Source organism: Vibrio natriegens NBRC 15636 = ATCC 14048 = DSM 759 (genome assembly GCF_035621455.1).
In the GTDB taxonomy this organism is placed as follows: domain Bacteria; phylum Pseudomonadota; class Gammaproteobacteria; order Enterobacterales; family Vibrionaceae; genus Vibrio; species Vibrio natriegens.
This window is the reverse complement of record NZ_CP141823.1, coordinates 1,904,466-1,927,162: the sequence shown is the minus strand read 5'-3', so window position 1 is coordinate 1,927,162 and position 22,697 is coordinate 1,904,466. Positions and strand designations below refer to the sequence as shown.

The following is a 22,697-nucleotide window of genomic DNA, read 5'->3' as shown; positions in this document are numbered from 1 at the left end:
CCATCGCATGATTGCGTTGCCCTGGTGGTGGAATTGGTAGACACAAGGGATTTAAAATCCCTCGGCGTTCGCGCTGTGCCGGTTCAAGTCCGGCCCGGGGCACCATCAAACAAAAGATGAGTGGATTTAAAGTTCCGCCGTCGAGCTGACCGGCCGAGTGTCGGACCATCAAGCACGGCCCGGGGCACCATCTAATCTCTTCTTACAGAGAAACAAAATATATTAAAGGCGCCTTGGCAGAGTGGCTATGCAGCGGATTGCAAATCCGTGGACCTCGGTTCGACTCCGGGAGGCGCCTCCATTATTTAGAAAGCCAGTCTCAGGACTGGCTTTCGTCGTTTTTAATTCTCCAAAAACTTTTCTATTCTTACTCTTCTTAGCATGACGCGATAAACAATCTGAGTAATTTTACTATTACACACGCAGTTTTCTTCAAAACTATAAGTTTAATCAATGGGTTGTTTGATATTTATTGGGTTAATGAGTAACCTTTATCTAAGCAAAATTTAGAGGAATAAAAGAATGGAATCTGTTGCTGATGTATTAGTGGTTGCTATTGTGTTCGGTTCTTTGTTTGGCGGCGGGATAGTCAAACTTGTCTTGAACCATAAAAAGGAATTAAGAGCGCTAGAGGTCTCTGAGCGTAATGCCATGAGCCAAGAAGACCAGGACAATCTCAAAAAGCAAGTTGTGGAATTAAAACAGCGCGTTGAAGTATTAGAAAAAATCGTCACTGACAGTAAATATCAATTGGATAAAGAAATCGCATCTTTGTAATTTAGATACTACCGATAAGCCGAATGAGTTCGGCTTTTTTCAGGCCTTTCACCTTTCGTCAAAGAAGTCCTTGTTACGAATATACTTGCTCATCAAATGATAAGAGAAGGGGCGTAATAGCCAACTTATCAATGAGCGCCCTAATCGAATCATGGTCGGCGTATTTTCGTAAATTCTGCCGTTATATAACCAAAGCATTTTGCCAACGTGCCAGTACAGAAAGGGAACAGGTGGCATGAAAGTGACAATATCGATATCACAACAGATTCGATAGGTTTTGTGTCCCAACTGATATCGTTTCTTGAATGTCCAGTCACCAATAGCAGGTTGGCCAAATGTCACGACGCGTTTGATACTTTTGGGATATTTGCTCTCGATATAATCAGCAAAAACACTGCCGATTGCACCACCAGAAGAATGCCCAGTAATAGTAATGCGTTTGCCTTGCAAAATCAGAGGGACAACGGTGTCTTCTAACCGCTCAATTACACTCAAACCTAGCCTGTCTTCATTTCTGCTTGGCATACTTTCTTGGAATAACAGGTGGTAGAAGCCCGCGTGGATACGATATTTCAGACCTAATTGACGACAACTTTTGGTCCACATTGCGAAGTTTAGTAACCAATCAGAAAGGCTATGAGAACCTTTGATTACCACAACGACCTCTTCGCTCTTTTTACTCCAGAGGACACGAATCATGATTTTTCCGTGCTCGTTTTTAATGACTCTCTGACCGTTAGGATCAAATCCGTAACGAGTTTGTTTAAAAACGCGAGGATAAGCCAGATTACATAACACGGCGTAACGTTCGTATTGGTATCGTTTTAGTGGTTTCACGTTATCGTTCTTATTCTTGCCCAGCTCAATACTTTAGAGTGAGTTTATGAAGAATACGTGAAAAGCCATGTTACAGAGAAACGAGCGCTATTGAACGATGCTTGTTCAAACTCGGTACAAATCCAAAGCGGATGATTCCTGAAGGAATTGATGAAACAGTTTTACATCACTCACGATGGTCTGGCGAGTTTGTTTGTGTTGGTTTTTTATTTCTTTGATCAGCGCTTTCAGTGCTTTTCTGTCTTCTTTTTGTTTGGCTGAAGTCGTTCTCAGGCGAGAGAAAAAAGCGATTTGTGTGGAGGTATCGTTAAAGTTTCCGAGTTTATCTTGCAGTAACTTAAGTTGTTTAACGTTATCTTTATGCTGATCTTTCGAATAGAGCGCAGAAAAGCATTCAAGGAGGCAGCGAAGCGATTTGCATTTGATTCTCAATGCGTGAATATCGCTATCCTCACTTGTGTGAGAAATTTTGGTGATCGACTTACTCACTCGGCGAAACTGGGTCACGATCTTATTGTTTGCAAAACTTAGCGGATCAATGTATTCGGATTGATCTTCGCTGCGTAAAGCACGGCGTAGGCTATTTTCAATCAAAATTGACGTACTAAGGTATCTTCTACTTGTTAACCAATCTGCCACGCGCTGCTGCTCTTCAAATTGGTGGTCTTCTATGATGGTAAACATACGCTCTAATGACGCCTTATGCTCTGGGAGCATGGTGACATAGCGTGCTTTATCCATAATGAATACATCTAGATCACGTAACAAGTTGGTTTTTTTCATTACTAGTTTTAAGCTTGGCTTGAGTAGCTTTCGTTCAAATTGCGGTAAGAGTTCTTTTAACAAAAGACTTAGCGAACGCATTCGTCTTAAAGTGACGCGGTATTGATGGTTAAACTCTGGGTCTTGGCCAAGGATGACGTCTTTTTCTAAGGATCTCGCATAGAAAAATTCGCTGATAAGAAAATTAGGAAGGATAAAGTTAAGATCAGAATCAGAATATAACGGCAAACGAGACGGTGGCTTTTTAGACATAGTCAGAAACTCCCAAACGCAGACGCTTTAGATAGTTAATGGTATACCTAAATGCAAAATTCTTCGAGATGGGGGAGGCAGACCATGTGAAAAGCTTGCCTACTTACTATGCTCGTGCTTTACCCTAGCTCTTGCGTATAGTCATGATAAATAATGACTTGGTTTCTACCCTGATGTTTCGCGTTGTACAACGCTTTGTCAGCTTCCTCAAGCATAGCTTCAAAGGTGTCTTGCTGATTAAAGGCTGCGATGCCAATACTAACGGTTAAATTGATCAACTTACCATGAGAAACGCAGGGGCTCTTCTCAATGAGCACGCGAATTCTGTTCGCAATTTCTTTTGCTTTTTTAGCATCTGTTAGAGGTAAAATAATGGCAAATTCTTCGCCACCTATTCGACCCAAGATATCGGCCTTTCTTAATCCAGTTCGACACACTTGAGTAAAATGCGTCAACGCTTTATCGCCAACACTATGCCCAAACTTGTCATTGATACTTTTAAAGTAGTCGATATCCAAAACCAAAACGGAAAGCCGCTTTTCTTCTAATAGATTGCAGGTATTAAACTCATTGACACCCATCATCATAAAATAGCGTCTATTTTTCACTTTGGTTAAAGAGTCAGTCGTTGCTTCCTCGAACAACTGGCCTTCATACTCTTCTCGACTGACTTGCTCTTTCTTCAAGATATACATCGTCACTGCGGTAATAAGGAAGGCAAACAAAATCGTTATGAGCGTGATTGTTGGGATGATCGCCTTACTAGGAACGTGAGGTTGCCAAGAAAGGTAGCCAATGATGCCTCCGGAAGGGGAGTAAAGCGTCTTGTAACTGACAAGCCCATCTGCGCTGTTGTTTAAATTGAGCCCGAAAAGTTGATAGTCGTTTTCAAGTTCACTGAGGTAATCGGTATCAATACGTTTTCCTAACGCTAGATACGTCCCTTCGCGCGCTTGTTTATTCTGTTCACTGATAAAAGGTCCGCCAACGATGTGATACACATCTTGGCCAATACGGAACAAGCCGTTGGTGAGCTTTTTCTCAGTATTTAGCTGCTTGGAGACAGCCATCATCTCAAGAAGTGGCTGTTTTAAATCGTTATAGTTGATGGTTTTAGCATCGCCGCTTTTAATTAGGTAGACTTCTTGATCCCCGCGAGTAATGGCAACACTGAAATCAAAGTCATGCTTATCCATGAGATAATCGCCTGAATTTTTTGCGACCCAAGCCAAGTCACGCTCAACCTCTATTTTTTGGTATGCCTCATCCCAAAAAGAATATTCCTCTAGAGAGTCTCTGGCGTTACGCTTCTCAAGTTGCAAAGCTAACTGGACTCTATGGGACAATTCATCGGCTGCAAGGCTATCTAACGAGTTTAAGAAGTAGACAAGACAACCAAACACAGAAACCACCATCACGAATAGTAGCCAGGTAATAGTGCGCATCAATGACCTAGCCGGTAAGAATGTCCGAGTTTGCAGTTTTGTCATATCTATTGGAGTAGTAGTGTTCTGGAGGCGTTCGATCATAAGTTGCTACATTAGCACAGCATGATGTTCATTTACCATATTAATCGGGAGGGTATTGTTCATAACATCTCATGATGCGTATAGAAGGTTTGTGGCCATTGTCACAAGCGAAAGGGGATTGTCTTAAGCCTTATGATTTTATCTTGAAAGGTGTTTGGGCGAGTATCCTGAGTACTATTCTTGGCGTTAGTAGTTTATATGGCAACTGGAGAAAACTGAAAGAGCACAAAAGCTTAAAAATGATTACGTTAAGTTAGCACACGACAGGTGCTCTTTCAGCGCTACTAATCTATCTAACGGCCAAGTGTAATGCAAACTAAGAATACTAAGCACGCGATGACTAAGAGGGTAAGTTCTTTATTACGCAATGTCATAATAGATCCTCCCTATATTTCATGTATAAATAAAAAGTGACGGACCAAACAGAAAATTCGATATAATTCATGTGTTAAACGTAAAATTACCAATCTCTATAATTAATGTTAGTTGAAAAGTGGGTTTTATTTTTTACTTCGGAGAAGAAGTTGATTTAAATCAAAGCAGTAGACAATAAATGTTCGAAATATGATGTTGGTTTATCAGTTAGTCAACTGTTAATTGAGATTGCCACTAGTAATCCGGATTATTAATTCTTTTAGATTTTATTAAAGTGGCACATGTAATGACTAGATTAATAGGTACAAATCTTATTTATGGTACTAATGAGGTATAACTCTGATTTATAAGCCATATTTATCGTTATAAGCCAATTAACCTTACTACGTAAATTGACTTATGTTTACACGTTGACAATACTTTTTAACAAATTGAAAGAAGTGACTGTTTAATAATAAGTTGTAAATTTATTTATGCATCTAGGGTTATTACTAGTAATGAGATTCCTCGACAAAGTCGTATCTAAAATTCATTACTGATAAATGTAACACTAGCGAGGTGTAAACAACTTATCTTCAACATCTGGGAACGGAACAACTTTCATTTTTGCAGAGCAAGGTACGAGCAGGTCATATCGACACTGTTTTATAGTGGGGGCATAGCATGTTAAGGCACATAGTGAGATTGGCAGCTCCGTTCGTTTTACTGCCATTAATTTCTGGCTGTCAGTCAGAAGATACGGATCAGTTGAAATCTGAAATAGAGTCACTTAAGCAGGAGATAAGTCAACTTTCCGAGTCAGTCGGTAAGATTGAGAGTGAAGTAAAAGATATGAAAGAGTTGGCATTCAAACCGCCAAAAAAAGAAGCACCGATACTGCCTAATCAACCTAACTTTACTGAGGACGGCAACCTTCCTGTTTTGGGAAGTACAGAAGCAAAAATTGCGATCATTGAGTTCTCAGACTTCCAATGCCCTTATTGCAAGCGTTTTACCGATAATGCGTTTAAACAGATAAAGGAAAACTTCATCGATACAGGAAAAGTGCAGTACGTCGCGCGCGATTTTCCTCTCAACTTTCATCCCCAAGCCATGCCAGCCGCCATTGCTGCGACATGCAGTTTTAAACAAGATTCCTACTGGCCAATGCGAGATATGTTATACACCAACGCAAAACAGCTAGGTGATGAGTTCTATCAAAAAGCCGCAACAGATTTATCTTTAGACATGCAAGCGTTTACTGACTGTTTAAAAGATCAATCGGTGGCAGATAAAGTTGAAGGGGATTTAACTCTGGGTAAATCACTCGGTGTGAGAGGTACTCCAAGCTTTCTTATTGGTCGGGTAGAAAATGGTGAACTTATCGAGCCTCAAATCGTAGTGGGCGCTCAGCGCTATCCCGCTTTTGAAGCGATACTTAATGAGCTAGAGAAAGAAAAGAATAAACCCGAAGAATAAAAATAGATGAATAAAAAAGGCAGCCGAATTGGCTGCCTTTTTTATTTGTAGTTATAAACTACTAATTAAGTAGGTGTTTGTCATTCATTTTGGATTTATCTTTAAATCTACCTATGTTAAATGCTTCTTCTAATTTTACATAAGTTAAAGTAGGTAAATAATATTTCGTAGATAACATCAATCTACATACTTATTTTTCTATATTATTTGAAACAATTAAAAAATGATACTCCGTTATGTAAGACATTGATACAAGGAAAATCGTGTGGAGTAGAAACAGTTGACGATATCTTATGAAATATCGTTAACCTTCTTTATAAGTTGATTGTTTTAATATAACTATTCTAACGATATTAGATTGATAACAGTTATTTACATTGGCATTCATTAACTTTGTTATGTAGGTGTAAAGTAAGTTAATCTGAAGTGAGGTTTTACTATTTTATAAAACCATAACTTGTACTAAAAGTGAAGATTTGTCTTTTGTGTTACTTGTTTGTAACACCTGTTACAGAGTGTAACTCTATAATGTTTAAATAGTAATTAACTGATAAAAAAGGAAAATATTACAAATAAAACTTTATGTCGATAAAGTTTAAATTATATATAAATTCTAACAATATGATAAATATGAATTTAATGATTGTTGCATATCTGTGTAACAGTTGGACGCTTATATTACCTTCTTAATAATTTATTCCTTGATTATCAGTTAGTTAATTATGGAATGCTTGTTGCTTTATGTTGGTCGAAAGTAAATGCTTTTATTTTTACTCTCATAAACCTGTAAAAGTATGAAAGCGGAATTAACTAGATTTTTAACGAATGAAATCACTTGAACTATATGAAGTTATTTGTATCGAGTGGAGGAGGGACACCCATGCACTTTTACATACCAATAAACAATCGAGAAAAGTTCAAAAAAATCAAAGGAATATCAATACTCACATTTACATTGAATAAAATTTAAGTGGAGCGAATTATGAATATGCAATGCAACATAACTCGTGTCAGACAATGGTTAAATATAAAGCCAGTAATTCAGTTACTTACTATAGTTTTAATTGGCTTTACATCGACACTTGTAGCAGCACCTAAAGAACCACCAAGTGATCCTGCTAAAATAACTATTTTCCCTGAGGGTTACAAGCTTCCTCCAGATGGAACGAGTAATCGGAATGAGTGTATTAGAGATAGCACAGATTTAAACAGTCTAACCTGTACTGCGAATGACGTACAGTTGGCTGAGATTACTGTGCCTGTTGGTGAGCCAACGACTTGTTATGCTGGTGAAATTGTTACTCAAAAATTGAATTTCCGAGTAAAATCTACAGCTCAAACTCGCTATAACTGGTCTTTCTATACCACAACGGATCCAGAGGCTACTCCTTTAGATGGCCCAGCACCGAATGTAACAAACAGAGATGCGTGTTTAGTTTGGGTTGGTGACTTAAGTGACGGTGGTAATTCTACAGCTCCTAATGCCAATGGTGATTACTGCGCGGATGTAACTAAGGCTACAGATGCGGTATTTACTCAAGAAGAAATCACATTCGTTTGTACGGATACGGATGGTGATACATTTGTCGATCTGCAATACTGTGCTACTTGGGAACAAAATGCATCAGCAGCGACATGTAATAATAGCGATAATACTGGAATAGATCCGAACAATTTGCCGTTGCCAGGTTCTCCATCAAAATGTAACTGTGACGTCGCTATCATTCCTATCATTGTACTACCAAGTGATCCAATGCTTACCAAAGTCGGTGTAGAACCAGCAAGTCGTACAGAGGAAGAAATTTATAACGGCAATAATACCTTTACATTCGACCTCAAAGTTACTAACCCTAATAGCGCGACTTCATTAGTGATTACAGAACTTACTGATAATTTCGGAGGTCAGATATTTGACATCCCTTCCGACGTGAATGCTTCTCCTACTTTAGTTGAGGATGGTGTTTATCTAGTTAGCGCGACGGATGTTGATGGTCAATGTTTAGTATCTGGCAGTGAGACCATAGCACCAGGTGCAACATATGTATGTACCGTCGTGTTTAAATGGCACAATTTAGAGCTTTCTGATACCGATACCGGCGATAGTGTAGTTCGCGAAGATAAACTCAATAACTTCTCATTGGAATGGAAGTTTGCTGATTCGACACCGTCAGCGGTAGGACCATCCAATAACGTTATGGTCAGTATCACAGATGTACCTCCGGTCTTAACTATTTTGAAGGAAGCGGACACAACTAGCATTCCTGAAAGTGGCGGTTTAAATTTCGATCTAGTTAACTATACCGTTACCTTTGGTAGTACATCTGGTTGGGATACCATACATATTGCAGCTAGCGATCTAGACGATACAATGTTGCAAAATGGTGGAAACGAAACTAGTGGATATTTAACTGGTTGTTCAATTAGTGGACTCAATGTCGGTGATTCTCCTCAATGTCCGTATTCCGTTAATCTAGCTACAGCTTACCCAACCTTAAATGCGGGTGATATGTACAAAAATACTGTTACAGCTACACCAACGGATGAAGAGGGAACGAAAGGTAACGAAGTCGATGATGATGAATCCGTTTCAGTAGAAAATGTTGATCCAACTGTCATTCTCAAAAAATATGTAAGAGAAGGTGCGGCTGCATCTCCGGATCCATATGACCCTACACAATACAATGATACATCTGTTTCGGTAGACGAATTTGAGTTACTTGATACAACCAGTGCTCCAATCGTTACTTACTTGTTTGAAGTTGAAAATAACAGTCCCGAGACTATTGTGATTGATGCTTTCGTTGATTTTGCACAAGGTCCATTTAGTGTAGTGACTCCAACTCAGGTATATGATGACAACATCGCTAATACAACTCCGGTTGATGATGATTGCAATACGTTAGTTGGAAGAAGTCTAGCCCCTGGAGCTAAAGAATACTGTTACACAACTTTTAAAGTCGCGGGTGATGAAAGTGAAGACGTTTACAACATTGCTTGGGTAGGTGTAAGTGATACTGATACAGTAGCTGGTCAGGCTTACGATACTGACGATGCAACAGTTGAGTTTGATCCAGTTGCACCTGACTTCGCATTGTCTCTTGGTGTAGAAGTCAAAGCTGATGTTAAGGTAACGGCTGATACGGGCAATACCGAGTACGTTAGGTTTACTCCTACTGCCGATATCTTGTTAAACAACATTGCGATACTAGCTGCATCTTATCCAAACGATAACCCTAACTTCACGCTTCTTAACCATACATGTTCAAGTGTTGAAGCGGAGTTAGGTCCAACTGAATACTATGACTGTTCATTTACAGTTGGGTTAACTGGTACATTTGAGGCAAATGATCTTGGTAAACTACTAGGAGCCGAGCTCAAAGTTAAAGCGAAAGACAATGATGATGTTCAAAAATTCATTGATGCTTCAGTAACCTTTGAAGTATTAGACTACTAGCTTTAACAAGAATTGTTTTTGTAAGAGCTTGAAAGGCCACTTTACAGTGGTCTTTCATTTTTCTATTTATTCATAATGTGAAAACTAAGAACTATGTTGCGATTTTGATAAATTTCCATTTGTGTGATTAGGAATAAATTTAGAAAAGGACGCTTATGGTCGTTTATATCAACAACCTGTGCGTAAAATACACTGCAAAGATCGCATTTTAATCACTTGAATAAAAAAGATAAATTTTTTGTTGACGGTTAATCTCAATAGGTTAAAGTACGCCTCGTTCTCACGGCAAAGGTCGTAGAGAAGATGGTGTTGCCATCGCATGATTGCGTTGCCCTGGTGGTGGAATTGGTAGACACAAGGGATTTAAAATCCCTCGGCGTTCGCGCTGTGCCGGTTCAAGTCCGGCCCGGGGCACCATCAAACAAAAGATGAGTGGATTGAAAATCCCACCGTCGAGCTGACCGGCCGAGTGTCGGACCATCAAGCACGGCCCGGGGCACCATCTAATCAATTTAGAGAACAAAAATTTAGAAAGGCGCCTTGGCAGAGTGGCTATGCAGCGGATTGCAAATCCGTGGACCTCGGTTCGACTCCGGGAGGCGCCTCCAAAATTCTTAGAACCAGTCTATATGACTGGTTTTTTTGTGCCTGCTGATTTATGCAGGTGTGTAATTACCGAGTAATGACTATCTTAACTTGTCAGTAAGTTAAGTGAGTTCGATAAACGCGACGCCATTCTTGCCGTTCTTCTTTATCTCGTACATGGCAGCATCGGCTTTTTGATATATCTCTTCGAAGTTACCCGTACTTGCCTGGAAAATACACACGCCAATACTTAATCCAACGTTCAGTGCGTTTTCTGAGTCTAGATTTATGATGGACTGCATGGTGGAAGGCACGCAGGTTAAAAGCCGGTCACACAACTCACTCAGTTCTTTTCGAGAGGACTCTTTACATAGGATTACGAACTCGTCACCACCGATTCGAGCAATTTGTGCGTCAGTTGGTGTGAGCTCTTTGAGACTGTTTGCAATGCTAATCAATACACTATCACCCGCGTGGTGACCCAGTTCGTCGTTGACGGTCTTAAAATTATCCACATCGAAAAAGATGAGAGAGCGTTTAATTGATTGGCAAAGGTCCGCATTTTCTTTGAAGCATTTTTCCATGGCACTTCGGTTTAGTAGCCCGGTAAGCGGATCGCTATTAGCAAGTTTTGCCAGTTGCTGCTCGTAGCGTTTTTCATTAGTAATGTCGATGTGGGTACCCATCATACGAAGTGGGGAGCCATCATCTGCGTACTCTACAATCCGGCCTCTGTCGGAAACCCAACTGTCAGTCCCGTCTTTATGGATCATGCGGTGAACGACTTGGTAGAGATCAGTCTTGCCAACTAGGTGATCTTCAAATGCACCAACAGCGAGATCGTAATCCTCTGGATGCAGGTTGTTTTTCCAGGTTTCGACCGTGGCAGTAAGTTCGTGAGGCTGATAACCCAACATTTTACCCCACTGCATGTTGAATATCGTCAATGTGCCGGAGGGGATATGTTGTTCCCACAAACAAAGGCCATTGTTATCAAGTGCGGCGTTGAGCTTTTCTTCCAGTCGAGCATTTTGACGTTGGAGATCTTCGTTCTCTTTTTCCAATTGCTCTATTCGCTTTAAGTACTCTTCCATGTTCCGGGTATGACGGTTTTCGGTGCATTCAATATACGAAACATATCGAAAATTTTCTATTCGGTATCATTGAATTAAGCGGAAATATAAGCGAATAGTTTAGAATATGCTGCCAAATTGGCACAGAAAAGTGGGCTGGAAAGATAAGCGCTCCTGGTGCAAAGTTATGGTGTTCCTTTGCACCGGGACAACTGAGGCTAGCGAGTTAGGGCACCACTTTGCTCAGGTTGGTAGGTAACATTGACTATCTCAATGGTTTTTGTTTGTTTATTTGGCATCGGCCAGTCGAGCTTTTGTCCAATAGCTAGTCCGATTAACGCGCTGCCAACCGGAGCGAAAATTGAAATATCGTCGCTGCTTTTTAGGTCTTGCGGATAGACAAGTGTTCTGGTTAACACCTTCTCATCACCAGAGAACTTAAATTCAACAGTAGAATTCATCCGTACAACGTTGTCTGGCATTTCTTCTGGCTCAACAACGATTGCTCTATCAAGTTCTTCTTCCAGTTTTACTAACTCAGCAGCGACACTTGGCATCTTGTCCAGCATAGCTGTGATTCTATTAATATCTATATTTGATATATAGATAGGGTTGCTTTCTGACATTTTCTGACTCCAAAAACAAAAGGCCGCCTCATAAATATGGGACGGCTTTTATATGTCGAATAGGGTATGTATCACATGAATTAACCACATGAATGAAATCTGATTCTAGTCCTTATAATGCTTATTAGCTAGTAAAAGATTTTTATTGATAAGATTGATTTTTATAAAGAAATCAGAAGGTTCATAAGTGTGAAGGGAGATGAAAATTAATGAATTAAATTGTACTTATTACTGTATTTCAATCATCAGTTTTATGTCCTTAAATTACGGTATTTGATTGATAATAAGCGTAAATACAGGCGTCTACCCCTTTAGGGTAGTTTGAAATTGTAATTGATTTACATCATGTATTAATTTTCTTACACAAATGACAATGGGATCAGTGATAAAAACCTAACCCTTAGGAATTATAATGAGCAAGTTGAAGCTAGTAGTCATCGGTAACGGTATGGTAGGGCATCGTTACATTGAAGACTTAGTCGAGAAAGCGGATGTCTCCGAGTTGGATATCACCGTTTTCTGCGAAGAACCACGAGTTGCCTACGATCGTGTGCACCTTTCCTCTTACTTTTCACATCACACTGCCGACGAACTTTCATTGGTAAAAGAAGGTTTTTACCAGAAACATGGCATCAATATGTTGATCGGCGAACGTGCCATCAACGTTAACCGTGAAAACCGTATTGTGTATTCAAATACAGGCCGTGAAGTTCAATACGACAAGTTGATTCTAGCGACTGGCTCATTTCCTTTTGTTCCACCTATCAAAGGCCATGAAAGTAAAGATTGCTTTGTTTACCGTACTATTGAAGATCTCAAAGCGATTGAAGCATGTGCGAAGAACAGTAAATCTGGTGTGGTCATCGGTGGTGGTTTACTAGGTCTTGAAGCGGCTGGTGCGCTAAAAGCATTAGGTGTGCAAACGCATGTTGTTGAATTCGCCCCAAAACTGATGGCAGAACAGCTTGACCTTGCAGGTGGTAATCAACTGCGTCAAAAGATCGAGCGTATGGGTGTGAACGTTCACACTAGCAAGAACACGCTTGAGATTGCTCCGGAAGGGGAAAACGCACGCAATGTGATGCGTTTTGCTGACGGCACAGAGTTAGAGACTGACTTCATTGTTTTCTCTGCGGGTATCCGCCCTCAAGACAAACTTGCTCGTCAAATGGAATTGGAAGTGGGCGCGCGCGGCGGTATCGAAGTCAATGACCACTGTCAGACCTCAGACAAAGACATCTACGCAATCGGTGAATGTGCCTCTTGGAATGGCATGTTCTATGGCCTTGTTGCGCCAGGTTACAAAATGGCAACCGTCGCAGTTGATCACCTGTTAGGTAACACTGAAAGTAAATTCCAGGGCGCAGACATGTCTGCAAAACTGAAACTGCTTGGCGTGAAAGTAGGTTCAATCGGAGATGCGAATGGCCGTACTGAAGGTTGTAAGAGCTACGTTTACCAAAACGAAGAGCAAGAAGTTTACAAACGCCTGATTGTCTCTGCAGATAACAAAAAGCTACTTGGTGCAGTGCTAGTTGGTGATACGTCTGACTACGGCGATCTACTGCAGCTCATGCTAAACGAAATCGACCTACCAGAACATCCGGATGCGCTTATCCTGCCTGCACACGCAGGTGCTGAAAAACCGGCATTAGGTGCTGATGCCCTACCTGAAAGTGCGGTGATCTGTTCATGTTTTGATGTGACAAAAGGCAAAATCGCACAGGCGGTAGCGGATGGTCACCATACATTAGGCGACATTAAAGCCGTCACTGGTGCAGGTACTGGTTGTGGTGGTTGTATTCCTCTTGTGACTTCAGTACTCAACGCAGAGCTTGCGAAATCTGGTATTGAAGTGAAGAACGACGTATGTGAACACTTTGCGTACTCTCGCCAGGAGCTGTTCCATCTTATTCGCATTGAAGAAATTAAAACGTTCGATGAGCTACTAGAGAAGTACGGTAAAGGCTACGGCTGTGAAGTATGTAAGCCACTAGCTGGTTCGATTTTAGCGTCTTGCTGGGGTGAGCACATTCTTAAGCCACAACTGGTTAAGTTACACGATACCAACGACAACTTCCTGGGTAACATTCAAAAAGACGGTACTTACTCTGTGATTCCGCGTATGGCTGGCGGTGAAGTAACGCCTCAAGCCTTGGGCTCGCTAGCAGCAGTCGCAGAAGAGTACAACTTATACACCAAAGTGACAGGTGCTCAACGTATTGGTTTGTTTGGTGCTCAAAAAGACGATCTTCCAGAGATCTGGCGCAAGTTGATCGACGCTGGTTTTGAAACCGGTCAAGCGTACGCTAAAGCCCTTCGTATGGCTAAGACGTGTGTGGGTTCTACCTGGTGTCGTTACGGTGTTCAAGATTCGGTTGGTTTGGGTTCATTCATCGAAAACCGCTACAAAGGCATTCGTACTCCACACAAGATGAAGTTCGGTGTGTCTGGCTGTACTCGTGAGTGTGCTGAAGCGCAAGGTAAAGATCTTGGGATCATCGCAACAGATGCTGGTTGGAACATGTACGTGTGTGGTAACGGCGGTATGAAGCCTCGTCACGCAGATCTGTTAGCAAGCGATCTGGATAAAGAAACGCTAATTAAGTACATCGACCGTTTCATGATGTTCTACATCCGTACGGCTGCGCCACTGCAGCGTACCTCAGTTTGGATGGAAAACATGGAAGGTGGTGTCGACTACCTACGCGAAGTGATCGTAAACGACAAACTTGGCATTAATGATCAATTAGAAGCAGACGTTGCGAAGCTTGTTGATGAGTACGAGTGTGAATGGACAGCAACCATCAACGACGAATCACAACTGACTCGCTTTGCACACTTTATTAACTCAGATAAACGCGATGAAAACGTTGTGTTTGTACCTGAGCGCGAACAGCACCGCCCGGCGACCTTCACGGAGAAACACCCTGAAGCGAAAGGCGACATCCTACACGTAGCCATGACTGAAGCTTAAGGGAAGGTGGATTATGTCATTTGAAAAAATCTGTCATATCAACGAAATCGTACCGGGTACCGGTGTTTGTGCACTGTTTAATGGCGACCAAGTTGCGGTATTTCGCCCGACTGAAGCGGAAGAAGTGTTGGCAATTAGTAATACCGATCCGTTTTTCCAATCAAACGTGTTATCGCGTGGTTTGATTTGTCAGCACCAAGGCGAGCTTTGGGTAGCGAGTCCGCTTAAGAAGCAACGTTTTAACCTAACCACCGGTGTTTGCATGGAAGACGAAGGTTTTAGTGTGAAAGCGTACAAAACACGTGTTACCAATGGTGACGTCGAGATACAAGCTTAGCGAATATGCCCTCCTCAAACGAGGAGGGCATTGATTGAATCCTTAGATTTAATAGGTAAAGGCTTCCCGGAGGTCGTTTCTGGGAGGACACCGAGAAATGACCACGACAACCGCGAGTCGTAATTGGGAAGCCTTTCTCTATTCAATCTCTAACTTTTAACTTTCATTTTTGAATAAGGACACGTTCATGTCTACAGACTTTAAACCAGCTGAGTTCGTGCAAACTATGATCAACGTTGGTGAAGCAAAAACCAATACCAGCACTCGAGACCTACTGCTACGCGGTACGATGGCAGGTATTATTCTTTCTTTGGCGGTTGTAGTCGCGATAACGACCATCGTACAAACAGGTATGGGTGTAGTAGGGGCTTTGGTCTTCCCTGTTGGTTTTGTCATCCTAAGTGTAATGGGCTACGACCTGGTTACTGGCGTATTCGGCCTTGCTCCGCTGGCTAAGTTTGCAAACCGTCCGGGTATTACTTGGGGGCGTATTTTCCGTTGTTGGGGTCTTGTTGGTTTAGGTAACCTTATCGGCTCTCTTATCGTAGCTTACCTTGTCGCGATCTCTCTTACCGGTAACTTCTCATTAGAACTCAATGCGGTAGCGAAGAAATTTGTCGCGGTATCAACGGCACGTAGCCTTGGCTTTGAAAACATGGGCATGGACGGATGGATCACCTGCTTTGTACGCGGCATCTTCTGTAACCTAATGGTGTGTTTAGGCGTAATTGGTAACATGACTGCGCGCTCTGTATCTGGTCGTGTAGCGATGATGTGGTTCCCAATTTTCATCTTCTTTGCATTAGTGTTCGAGCATACCGTGGTAAATATGTTCCTGTTCCCGCTAGGAATGATTTTGGGTGCTGACTTTGGTATTGCAACTTGGCTGAACTTCAACCTTATCCCAACCATTTTAGGTAACATTGTTGGTGGCTTGGTGATGACATGTCTGCCACTGTACTTAACGCACGCAAAAACTGCACCTTCTCTAACTGCGGAAACAGAAGTAAAAGCAGAGCCTGCAATGGCTAAATAATTCGCTTGTTATGGTCCCGCTACTTGATGGGTGGGGCCATTCTATACTCTTAACTTTCGCTATATATTTTATAGGTTTAGAGATAAAAAGTAATAACTCCTTAGAGTGGTTTTAGCCCTCAGAGCTTAGTGAGAGTGTTACTCTTTATATCTAAATTTTTCAATAGGCCATTTATGACTACCATTGACACCTCGTTAAACAGCGGTTTTGTTTCACTTGTTGGCGCAGGACCTGGCGACCCGGATTTGCTCACCGTAAAGGGTTGGAAAGCGATTCAATCTGCAGATGTGGTGGTCTATGACCGATTGGTATCTAAAGACATTTTGGCGTTGGCGAATGCGCGAGCTGAAATGATTTACGTGGGGAAAAAGCTAGATTTTCACTGTGTGCCACAAGAGCAAATTAACCAGATTTTGGTACAAAAAGCCCAGGAAGGTAAACGTGTAGTTCGCTTAAAAGGTGGTGATTCGTTCATTTTTGGCCGTGGTGGTGAAGAGTTAGAAGAGCTTGCCGAATACGGAATAAAATACGAAGTGGTACCGGGTATCACAGCGGCGGCTGGCGCAACGGCATACGCTGGTATTCCACTAACGCATCGCGATCATGCGCAAAGCGTTCAATTCATTACTGGTCATGTACAGAAAAATGGTCGTGAAATTGAGTGGCACTCTTTAGCGCAGTCAAACAACACCTTAGTGTTTTATATGGGACTAAAGCAGAGTGGGTATATCATGGACCAGCTTATAACACATGGTTTAGCGCCAGACATGTCATGTGCAATTATTGAAAATGGTACAAGACAAGAGCAGCGTGTGCTTGTTGGAAAACTGAATGAATTATCTCGTATGGCTACGCAGGCAGAAAGTCCGGCGCTGATCGTGGTTGGAAGCGTTACGCAACTTCATAACAAGTTGGCTTGGTTCCCCCAAGAGGACAACGCTTAAATCTTGCAGGGACTGCTTTGGCTTTGCATTTCTTGCTTACGCATTGGCATTTCATCAATTAACTCGTTGATGAATTGCCAGTCCGTTTCTGCGCCCCAGCGATACTTTTCCAGGCCATCTTTTCCAAGCAAAATAGCAGTGTACTCTCCCTGTTTTACATCATATTTCTTCGACAAAACAGAGACATCCAGTTCCTCTTTTATCCCCTTAGGAAACGTAAAGCCATCTTCGGCAATGACTAAAGTGACGATGTCACGTTCTTCAAGTTCACATTCGTTCATTAGTGTTTCAAGCAGGAACTGTTTAACACGGGCATCGTTCGCTGGCGCGAAGAAAAGTACACTGCGATGCGGCCAGTATTGAGCGTAAGAGGGGTAGCTAAAGGTTGTCGGTGATACCAAGCCTAAAAGTAGTATCAAAATGATTGGTTTACTCATGACTGATCCTTTATATGCTAACACTCTCGCTTATACGTTAAGTTTAGTGGAAATGGCTCATTGTGCTTTTTTGCAAACTGGCTTAGGGTAGGCAGCAAATAAACAACGTATAGAATTAAATGACTTCGGAAAGTAAACAAAAAATAGCGATTCTGGTTGATGTACAGAACGTGTATTACACCTGCCGTGAAGCCTACCGTTGCAATTTCGATTACAACCAGTTTTGGTATGTCGCTACGCAAGGTAAGGACGTTGTCAGCGCGAAGGCTTATGCGATTGCGAGTAATGATCCTAAGCAACGACAGTTTCACCATATCCTTAGAGGTGTTGGTTTTGAGGTAATGTTAAAGCCTTTTATCCAAAGACGTGATGGCAGTGCGAAGGGCGATTGGGACGTCGGTATTACTCTGGATGCAATCGAGATTGCGCCTGATGTCGATACAGTGATTCTTGTTTCTGGCGATGGTGACTTTAGTTTGCTGGTGGAGCGCATTCAACAGCGATACAACAAGAAAGTTACCGTTTATGGCGTTCCGAAATTGACATCGCAAACACTCATTGACTGTGCAGACACTTTCGTTGAAATAGATGAGAATTTTCTGCTTTAAACACTAAGAAACAACAGATTATGGCTGGAGTGCAAGCACCAGACATGAAAAAGACGAGTCATTTCAGGCGTACACTTTGTACAATGACTCGTCTTTATTCAAATAGCAATAACTATGATGGGATGATCATTTGTCCTAATACGTAACCTAAGCAACAAGCACCAATCACACCAATCAGACCCACAGACATAAATGAGTGGTTGAAATACCATTTGCCAATCTTCGTCGTACCAGACGTATCAAAGTTAACGGTTGCGATATCTGAAGGGTAGTTAGGGATGAAGAAGTAACCGTATACTGCAGGCATCAAACCAATCAACAAGGCAGGATCAAGCCCCAAACCTAAGCCAACTGGCAGCATCATACGTGCCGTTGCGGCTTGCGAGTTTACCACTACAGACACGATGAAGAGCGCAAGTGCAAACGTCCACGGATAGTCGGTGACCATCGCCACAATGCCCGTTCTAAACTGAGGCATTGCGTATTGGAAGTATGTGTCCGACATCCAGGCGATACCAAAGATAGCGATGGCAGCCACCATACCCGATTTGAAAACGACACCATCAGGTACTTTACGAGGATCGGTTTTCGTTGCCAGCAGTATAATACCGCCAAAGCAGAGCATCATCATTTGGATAACGACGGCCATGCTGATTGGCTTCTCACCATCGACAATCGTACGAACTTCCGGCCACATCGCGATAACGACAATAACCAAGATAGCCGAAATGAACATAAGTACGGAATTACGAGCACTAGTCGGAAGCACTTCATCTAAAGATGTCGCGGTTGTGGTTAAGATCTTTTCACGCCACACCGGATCTTTTAGGCGATTTTGGTATTCTTCATCGTCTTCTAGCTCTTTACCACGTTTTAAGCTGTAAAGTGACATAAGCAATGTACCAAATAAGGTTGCTGGCACTGTCACAAGCAGAATTGAAAGCAGAGTGATTTCATGCTGAATATCCGATAACTGCGCTAAGTAGTAAACCACTGCGGCAGAAATTGGAGAAGCCGTAATCGCAATCTGAGAAGCAACAGAGGCAGCAGCCATTGGGCGCTCAGGACGAATACCATTTTTCAGTGCAACGTCACCAATGATCGGCATGATCGAATACACCGCATGGCCAGTACCTAGCAAGAAGGTCATAAAGTAAGTAACAAAGGGAGCAATAAGAGTCACGCGTTTAGGGTTCTTACGCAGCACGCGCTCGGCGACTTGAAGCATGTATTTCAAACCACCCGCAGCTTCTAGAATTGATGCACAAGTAACCACGGCTAATATGATTAACATTACGGTGACGGGAGGAGAGGTCGGCGGCATCTTAAAAATGAAGACTTCTATCACCAGACCGATACCAGAAACGACCCCAAGGCCGATACCTCCATAGCGTGAGCCGATATAAAGCATCACGAGCAAAAACAGAAACTCTAGATACAGCATGAGCAGATTTCCTTATTCAAAACAATTGCTTCCATTGTTTATCTATTCTCAGGAAAAGTACTTTATGTTGTTCACATTACCTTAGATGACGCAAAGTAATGTTTAAGAACGAGCATTAACTCACGCTACAGACTCCATCTGTTAATGTACGTTTATCGATGTGTATGAATTGTGTTTACTAATTTGACGAGCTAAGGCATAAAAATGCGACGCACTTTAAATATATGTTGTGATTTAGCCTGATTTTTCGTAACCAAGTATGTCTGGATAGTCATTGTCGGGACTCACTTTCATGGAATTCGATGGCTTTATGTTTCAATGATAAAGAGAATGGTTTGCATTTAAATTAATGTTTAAGTATAAAGATACAGCCCATATACCATCAAACTGAATAGTCATGTCCGAATCATTCTTCCCACAACTTTTCCAAGCCACAAATGCGATAACGCCGTACCTGCATGGTGATTTAGGGAGCATAAGCGAAGGCGAGATTCATACTGATAACGACATTAACCCAATCATTCAGGATTTATATCAGCAGCTATCTGAAGCTTTTCCAGAAGCGGGCAGGGCTTACTGGTTGACCAGAACATGGGATTTATTGTGTTGGCAACCAGTCTATGTGGCCTTGATATCCATATACCACTTTCATTCACTACCGAACCTGTATGGTATGGCTCAATCCGTTAAGCCCTGCTTTGTCAGCGGTTATCGGTTTCAAGATAAATCACTTGTTCAGGGCGATCATCAGACGCTGATAAACACTGCTGGTGCGCAGATAAAATCACTTTTCGACTACTATCAAAATCAAATGAGTGAATGGACCCGTATTCGACCGGGGTTTACCCATCAATTAATCTCAGACGGTATTTTGGTTGGGTTAATGCGATTGCAGCAGCACTTTCCGCAGATGACAAACGCCATGATAAGAGAGCATGCCGTGTTATGGCTTCAGGCGCTTGATCTGGATACCAACAACGCGCTGTCACTTTATGAACCGTCTGTGGCTCTACCATTGAAATTAGTGAGAAAAAGTTGCTGTCTGGTTTATAAATGTGAAGGTAGAAAACTTTGCGATAATTGCCCTAGATTGGCAGAAAACAAAAAGCTTATTGCGGTGAAAAGTGACGAAAATCAACTTAGTTAATTGTTAATTAGTATAAGTTCTTTCTATATAGAAAAGCCGCTATAAGCGGCTTCTTTTATGCTTCGTCACTGACTTGCGTGTTTACGCTCTGTTCAGCTGACTCGGTCACTTGGTTTTGTTCTTCAGCTTCCATTTTGGCTCGCTCAGCCTTTGAAATATAGCGAGGCTTATTGCTCTTATGTAGCTTAGCGTTATGCTTTTTCTGTTTTGCCTTTAAGATTTGATTGATTTTCTTCTTGCGGTTCATGGTGCTGGTCCTTTAATTTAGCGAGGCAGGATAGTGATTTTTCCACTAAGTTACAACTTTAATGGGTTTCTGATTTAAAAAACCTTACCACTGAGCGACCGTCACTAAGTCTATTGAGTATAAATAGATTCTAATATCTAAACGTTTAATTTGGTTAATGTAATGAGTGATATTTTACTCGGCAAACTTGCCACCGAATTTAAAACCGTCAAAGCGATGGTGGAAGTGTATTGTCGGGCTAATCATGGTTCGAAAGGTGAGCTTTGCACTGAGTGCCGTGATTTACTGGATTACGCAGAAATGCGTCTTGATCGGTGTCCTTATGGCGAGAATAAGCCGACTTGCAATAAATGCCCAATCCACTGTTATAAACCTGAGCCGAAAGAACAAATGCGCTTAATAATGCGCTATTCCGGCCCGAGGATGTTGCTGAAACATCCAGTGTTAGCGATCAGACATTTGCTTCACGAAAAGCGAGGCGTTCCAGACAAACCTGCTGCAAATGCATCGAATCGTTACAAGCGGCGGAGCAATTAAAAAACGAGAGCGACTTGCTCTCGTTTTTTGTATTCAGATTTTAGTAATAAATGATCAGAGACCAGCTGCCATTTGTTGTTTGGTTTTACTCGCCGCCAACAACATGTAAATACATGTCGCGACTAAAGTGGCAAATAAGTAACCTAACAAACCATGTACCTGACCCATGAAGCTGTCAGCTACGACAGGGCCTGCTACTGACCCGATGCTGTAGCTAAATAGCATTACTTGAGTCGCTGAAACAATAAAGCGCTCGTCTAGCCCTGCACAGCCTAAGTTGATCGCAACCGGGTATAGAGCGAATGTCGCTGCACCCAATAAGAAAAGCGATGCAGCAAGTACCGCCGTTGACGTTGAAATAAACGTGATACCGATAGAAAACATGCCTAACAGACAGAAAAATGCCATTAGTACTGTACGGCTCATGTACTTATTCAACGCTGTCACTAACGGTTGCACTGCCATACCACCTAGGATCACTAATGCCATTAATGTTCCAATTTCTTGGTGGCTGATTTGACGATTAATCAACTCAAGAGGCATCAGGCCATAAATCGCTCCTAGTGTTAAACCAGAAACGATGCAGCCGATGATTGCCGCATGATTAAGCTTCATAATTTGTTTAAATGACAACGCAGTCGATTCGTGGCTGTTTGGTTGTTCACAGTCAACAAACTTAAGTACCAGTATCGCCATTAAGATTAACGTCGTGATCGCGATGAAAGGAACACCACCGCTCACGCCGAGTACGCCAATACCGAATTGACCTAAGGCTGAACCACCATAAAGTGATAGCATGTACAAGCTCAGACGCTTTGCACGTGAGGTTTCGTCACCAGACATTAGCCATGACTCAACGATCACAAAAACGCCAGCAACAGCGATGCCCGCGATAAAACGCGCACCTAGCCAAACAAAGCCGTTTGCAAATACAGGCATTGCAACAATCGTTAGCGAGAAAGCCATCAAGCAAGCAATAAACGCGTTTCTGTGTCCAACGGAACGTACAATGCGTTCAAAAAAGATAGCACCCGTTAATAAACCGCCATAAAACACGCTTGCCAACCAACTCGCGTAGTCCGCAGAAATGTTGTACTCACCAAGCATTAAAGGTATCAGGCTCATTAAATAGCCAGAAGCCACCGCATATAGAGATAATGCGATGACAGGAACGGTGATACGTGGTGATGCTGGAAGGAAGGCTTTGTTTTCCACTGCTTTGCGCCTATTAGTT

At 42.0% G+C, this 22,697-nt stretch carries 19 protein-coding genes and 4 tRNA genes; 14 read left to right on the top strand and 9 right to left on the bottom strand.

Translation table 11 applies throughout. The features are described from left to right. Nucleotides 1-18 precede the first annotated feature (18 nt). The 3 genes from VER99_RS22980 to VER99_RS22970 all read left to right on the top strand — a co-directional run bounded on the left by VER99_RS22980 (nt 19) and on the right by VER99_RS22970 (nt 777). A tRNA-Leu gene (locus VER99_RS22980) sits at nt 19-105 on the top strand. Between the two features lie 122 nt (nt 106-227). Next, nucleotides 228-301 (top strand) — tRNA-Cys (locus VER99_RS22975). A 221-nt stretch (nt 302-522) separates the two neighbouring features. After that, entirely contained in the window at nt 523-777 is a 255-nt protein-coding gene (locus tag VER99_RS22970) for a hypothetical protein (protein ID WP_020334826.1), read from the top strand. A gap of 48 nt (nt 778-825) precedes the next feature. Here VER99_RS22970 and VER99_RS22965 read toward each other — a convergent pair whose 3' ends face one another. The 3 genes from VER99_RS22965 to VER99_RS22955 all read right to left on the bottom strand — a co-directional run bounded on the left by VER99_RS22965 (nt 826) and on the right by VER99_RS22955 (nt 4,094). Continuing rightward, nucleotides 826-1,614, bottom strand: a complete 789-nt coding sequence (locus VER99_RS22965) for a lipase family protein (protein WP_020334827.1) — start codon at nt 1,612-1,614, stop codon at nt 826-828. Nucleotides 1,615-1,719: 105 nt separating this feature from the next. Then, nucleotides 1,720-2,649 carry a CHAD domain-containing protein gene (locus VER99_RS22960; RefSeq protein ID WP_020334828.1) on the bottom strand — a complete coding sequence of 310 codons (930 nt, stop codon included), beginning with the start codon at nt 2,647-2,649 and terminating at the stop codon, nt 1,720-1,722. Between the two features lie 119 nt (nt 2,650-2,768). Beyond that, complete coding sequence (locus tag VER99_RS22955; RefSeq protein WP_020334829.1) at nt 2,769-4,094, bottom strand: sensor domain-containing diguanylate cyclase; 1,326 nt, start codon at nt 4,092-4,094, stop codon at nt 2,769-2,771. A gap of 1,122 nt (nt 4,095-5,216) precedes the next feature. Here VER99_RS22955 and VER99_RS22950 point away from each other — a divergent pair. The 4 genes from VER99_RS22950 to VER99_RS22935 all read left to right on the top strand — a co-directional run bounded on the left by VER99_RS22950 (nt 5,217) and on the right by VER99_RS22935 (nt 10,073). Continuing rightward, entirely contained in the window at nt 5,217-6,011 is a 795-nt protein-coding gene (locus VER99_RS22950) for a thioredoxin domain-containing protein (protein ID WP_024372925.1), read from the top strand. Between the two features lie 982 nt (nt 6,012-6,993). Continuing rightward, a complete protein-coding gene (locus tag VER99_RS22945) occupies nt 6,994-9,465 on the top strand; it encodes a hypothetical protein (RefSeq protein ID WP_020334833.1) in 2,472 nt (823 codons plus the stop codon). A 330-nt stretch (nt 9,466-9,795) separates the two neighbouring features. Then, nucleotides 9,796-9,882, top strand: a tRNA-Leu gene (locus VER99_RS22940). A 117-nt stretch (nt 9,883-9,999) separates the two neighbouring features. Beyond that, a tRNA-Cys gene (locus VER99_RS22935) sits at nt 10,000-10,073 on the top strand. Between the two features lie 99 nt (nt 10,074-10,172). Here VER99_RS22935 and VER99_RS22930 read toward each other — a convergent pair. Continuing rightward, on the bottom strand, nt 10,173-11,144 hold the full coding sequence (locus VER99_RS22930) for a sensor domain-containing diguanylate cyclase (RefSeq protein WP_020334834.1): 972 nt from the start codon (nt 11,142-11,144) through the stop codon (nt 10,173-10,175). Nucleotides 11,145-11,341: 197 nt separating this feature from the next. Further along, nucleotides 11,342-11,749 (bottom strand): nucleoside diphosphate kinase regulator, encoded by a 408-nt coding sequence (rnk, locus tag VER99_RS22925; protein ID WP_014234174.1) that lies wholly within the window; start codon nt 11,747-11,749, stop codon nt 11,342-11,344. Nucleotides 11,750-12,161: 412 nt separating this feature from the next. On the opposite strand from rnk, the gene nirB reads away from it, so the two are divergent. The 4 genes from nirB to cobA all read left to right on the top strand — a co-directional run bounded on the left by nirB (nt 12,162) and on the right by cobA (nt 17,043). Further along, on the top strand, nt 12,162-14,726 hold the full coding sequence (gene nirB / locus VER99_RS22920; protein WP_014234175.1) for a nitrite reductase large subunit NirB: 2,565 nt from the start codon (nt 12,162-12,164) through the stop codon (nt 14,724-14,726). A gap of 13 nt (nt 14,727-14,739) precedes the next feature. After that, nucleotides 14,740-15,063 (top strand): nitrite reductase small subunit NirD, encoded by a 324-nt coding sequence (nirD, locus tag VER99_RS22915; protein WP_020334835.1) that lies wholly within the window; start codon nt 14,740-14,742, stop codon nt 15,061-15,063. A 187-nt stretch (nt 15,064-15,250) separates the two neighbouring features. Then, nucleotides 15,251-16,099 (top strand): formate/nitrite transporter family protein, encoded by an 849-nt coding sequence (locus tag VER99_RS22910; protein WP_020334836.1) that lies wholly within the window; start codon nt 15,251-15,253, stop codon nt 16,097-16,099. A 173-nt stretch (nt 16,100-16,272) separates the two neighbouring features. Further along, entirely contained in the window at nt 16,273-17,043 is a 771-nt protein-coding gene (cobA, locus tag VER99_RS22905) for a uroporphyrinogen-III C-methyltransferase (RefSeq protein WP_020334837.1), read from the top strand. Here cobA and VER99_RS22900 read toward each other — a convergent pair. Beyond that, nucleotides 17,040-17,480: a DUF4174 domain-containing protein gene (locus VER99_RS22900; protein ID WP_014234179.1), complete on the bottom strand. Its 441-nt coding sequence runs from the start codon at nt 17,478-17,480 to the stop codon at nt 17,040-17,042. The two genes, cobA and VER99_RS22900, sit on opposite strands and share 4 nt — an antisense overlap. Before the next feature lie 119 nt (nt 17,481-17,599). On the opposite strand from VER99_RS22900, the gene VER99_RS22895 reads away from it, so the two are divergent. Beyond that, the gene (locus VER99_RS22895) at nt 17,600-18,088 is read left to right on the top strand and encodes a LabA-like NYN domain-containing protein (RefSeq protein WP_014234180.1); all 489 of its coding nucleotides are present in this window, start codon (nt 17,600-17,602) and stop codon (nt 18,086-18,088) included. Between the two features lie 112 nt (nt 18,089-18,200). On the opposite strand, the gene VER99_RS22890 is transcribed toward VER99_RS22895, so the two are convergent. Next, the gene (locus VER99_RS22890; protein ID WP_014234181.1) at nt 18,201-19,532 is read right to left on the bottom strand and encodes an anaerobic C4-dicarboxylate transporter; all 1,332 of its coding nucleotides are present in this window, start codon (nt 19,530-19,532) and stop codon (nt 18,201-18,203) included. Between the two features lie 397 nt (nt 19,533-19,929). On the opposite strand from VER99_RS22890, the gene VER99_RS22885 reads away from it, so the two are divergent. After that, the gene (locus VER99_RS22885; protein ID WP_020334838.1) at nt 19,930-20,679 is read left to right on the top strand and encodes a siderophore ferric iron reductase; all 750 of its coding nucleotides are present in this window, start codon (nt 19,930-19,932) and stop codon (nt 20,677-20,679) included. A 55-nt stretch (nt 20,680-20,734) separates the two neighbouring features. Here the strand turns inward: VER99_RS22885 and VER99_RS22880 are convergent, their stop codons facing one another. Next, a complete protein-coding gene (locus VER99_RS22880) occupies nt 20,735-20,926 on the bottom strand; it encodes a DUF2986 domain-containing protein (RefSeq protein WP_014234183.1) in 192 nt (63 codons plus the stop codon). Nucleotides 20,927-21,088: 162 nt separating this feature from the next. On the opposite strand from VER99_RS22880, the gene VER99_RS22875 reads away from it, so the two are divergent. After that, entirely contained in the window at nt 21,089-21,463 is a 375-nt protein-coding gene (locus VER99_RS22875; protein ID WP_020334839.1) for a nitrous oxide-stimulated promoter family protein, read from the top strand. Between the two features lie 54 nt (nt 21,464-21,517). On the opposite strand, the gene VER99_RS22870 is transcribed toward VER99_RS22875, so the two are convergent. Next, complete coding sequence (locus tag VER99_RS22870; protein WP_020334840.1) at nt 21,518-22,678, bottom strand: MFS transporter; 1,161 nt, start codon at nt 22,676-22,678, stop codon at nt 21,518-21,520. Between the last annotated feature and the right edge of the window lie 19 nt (nt 22,679-22,697).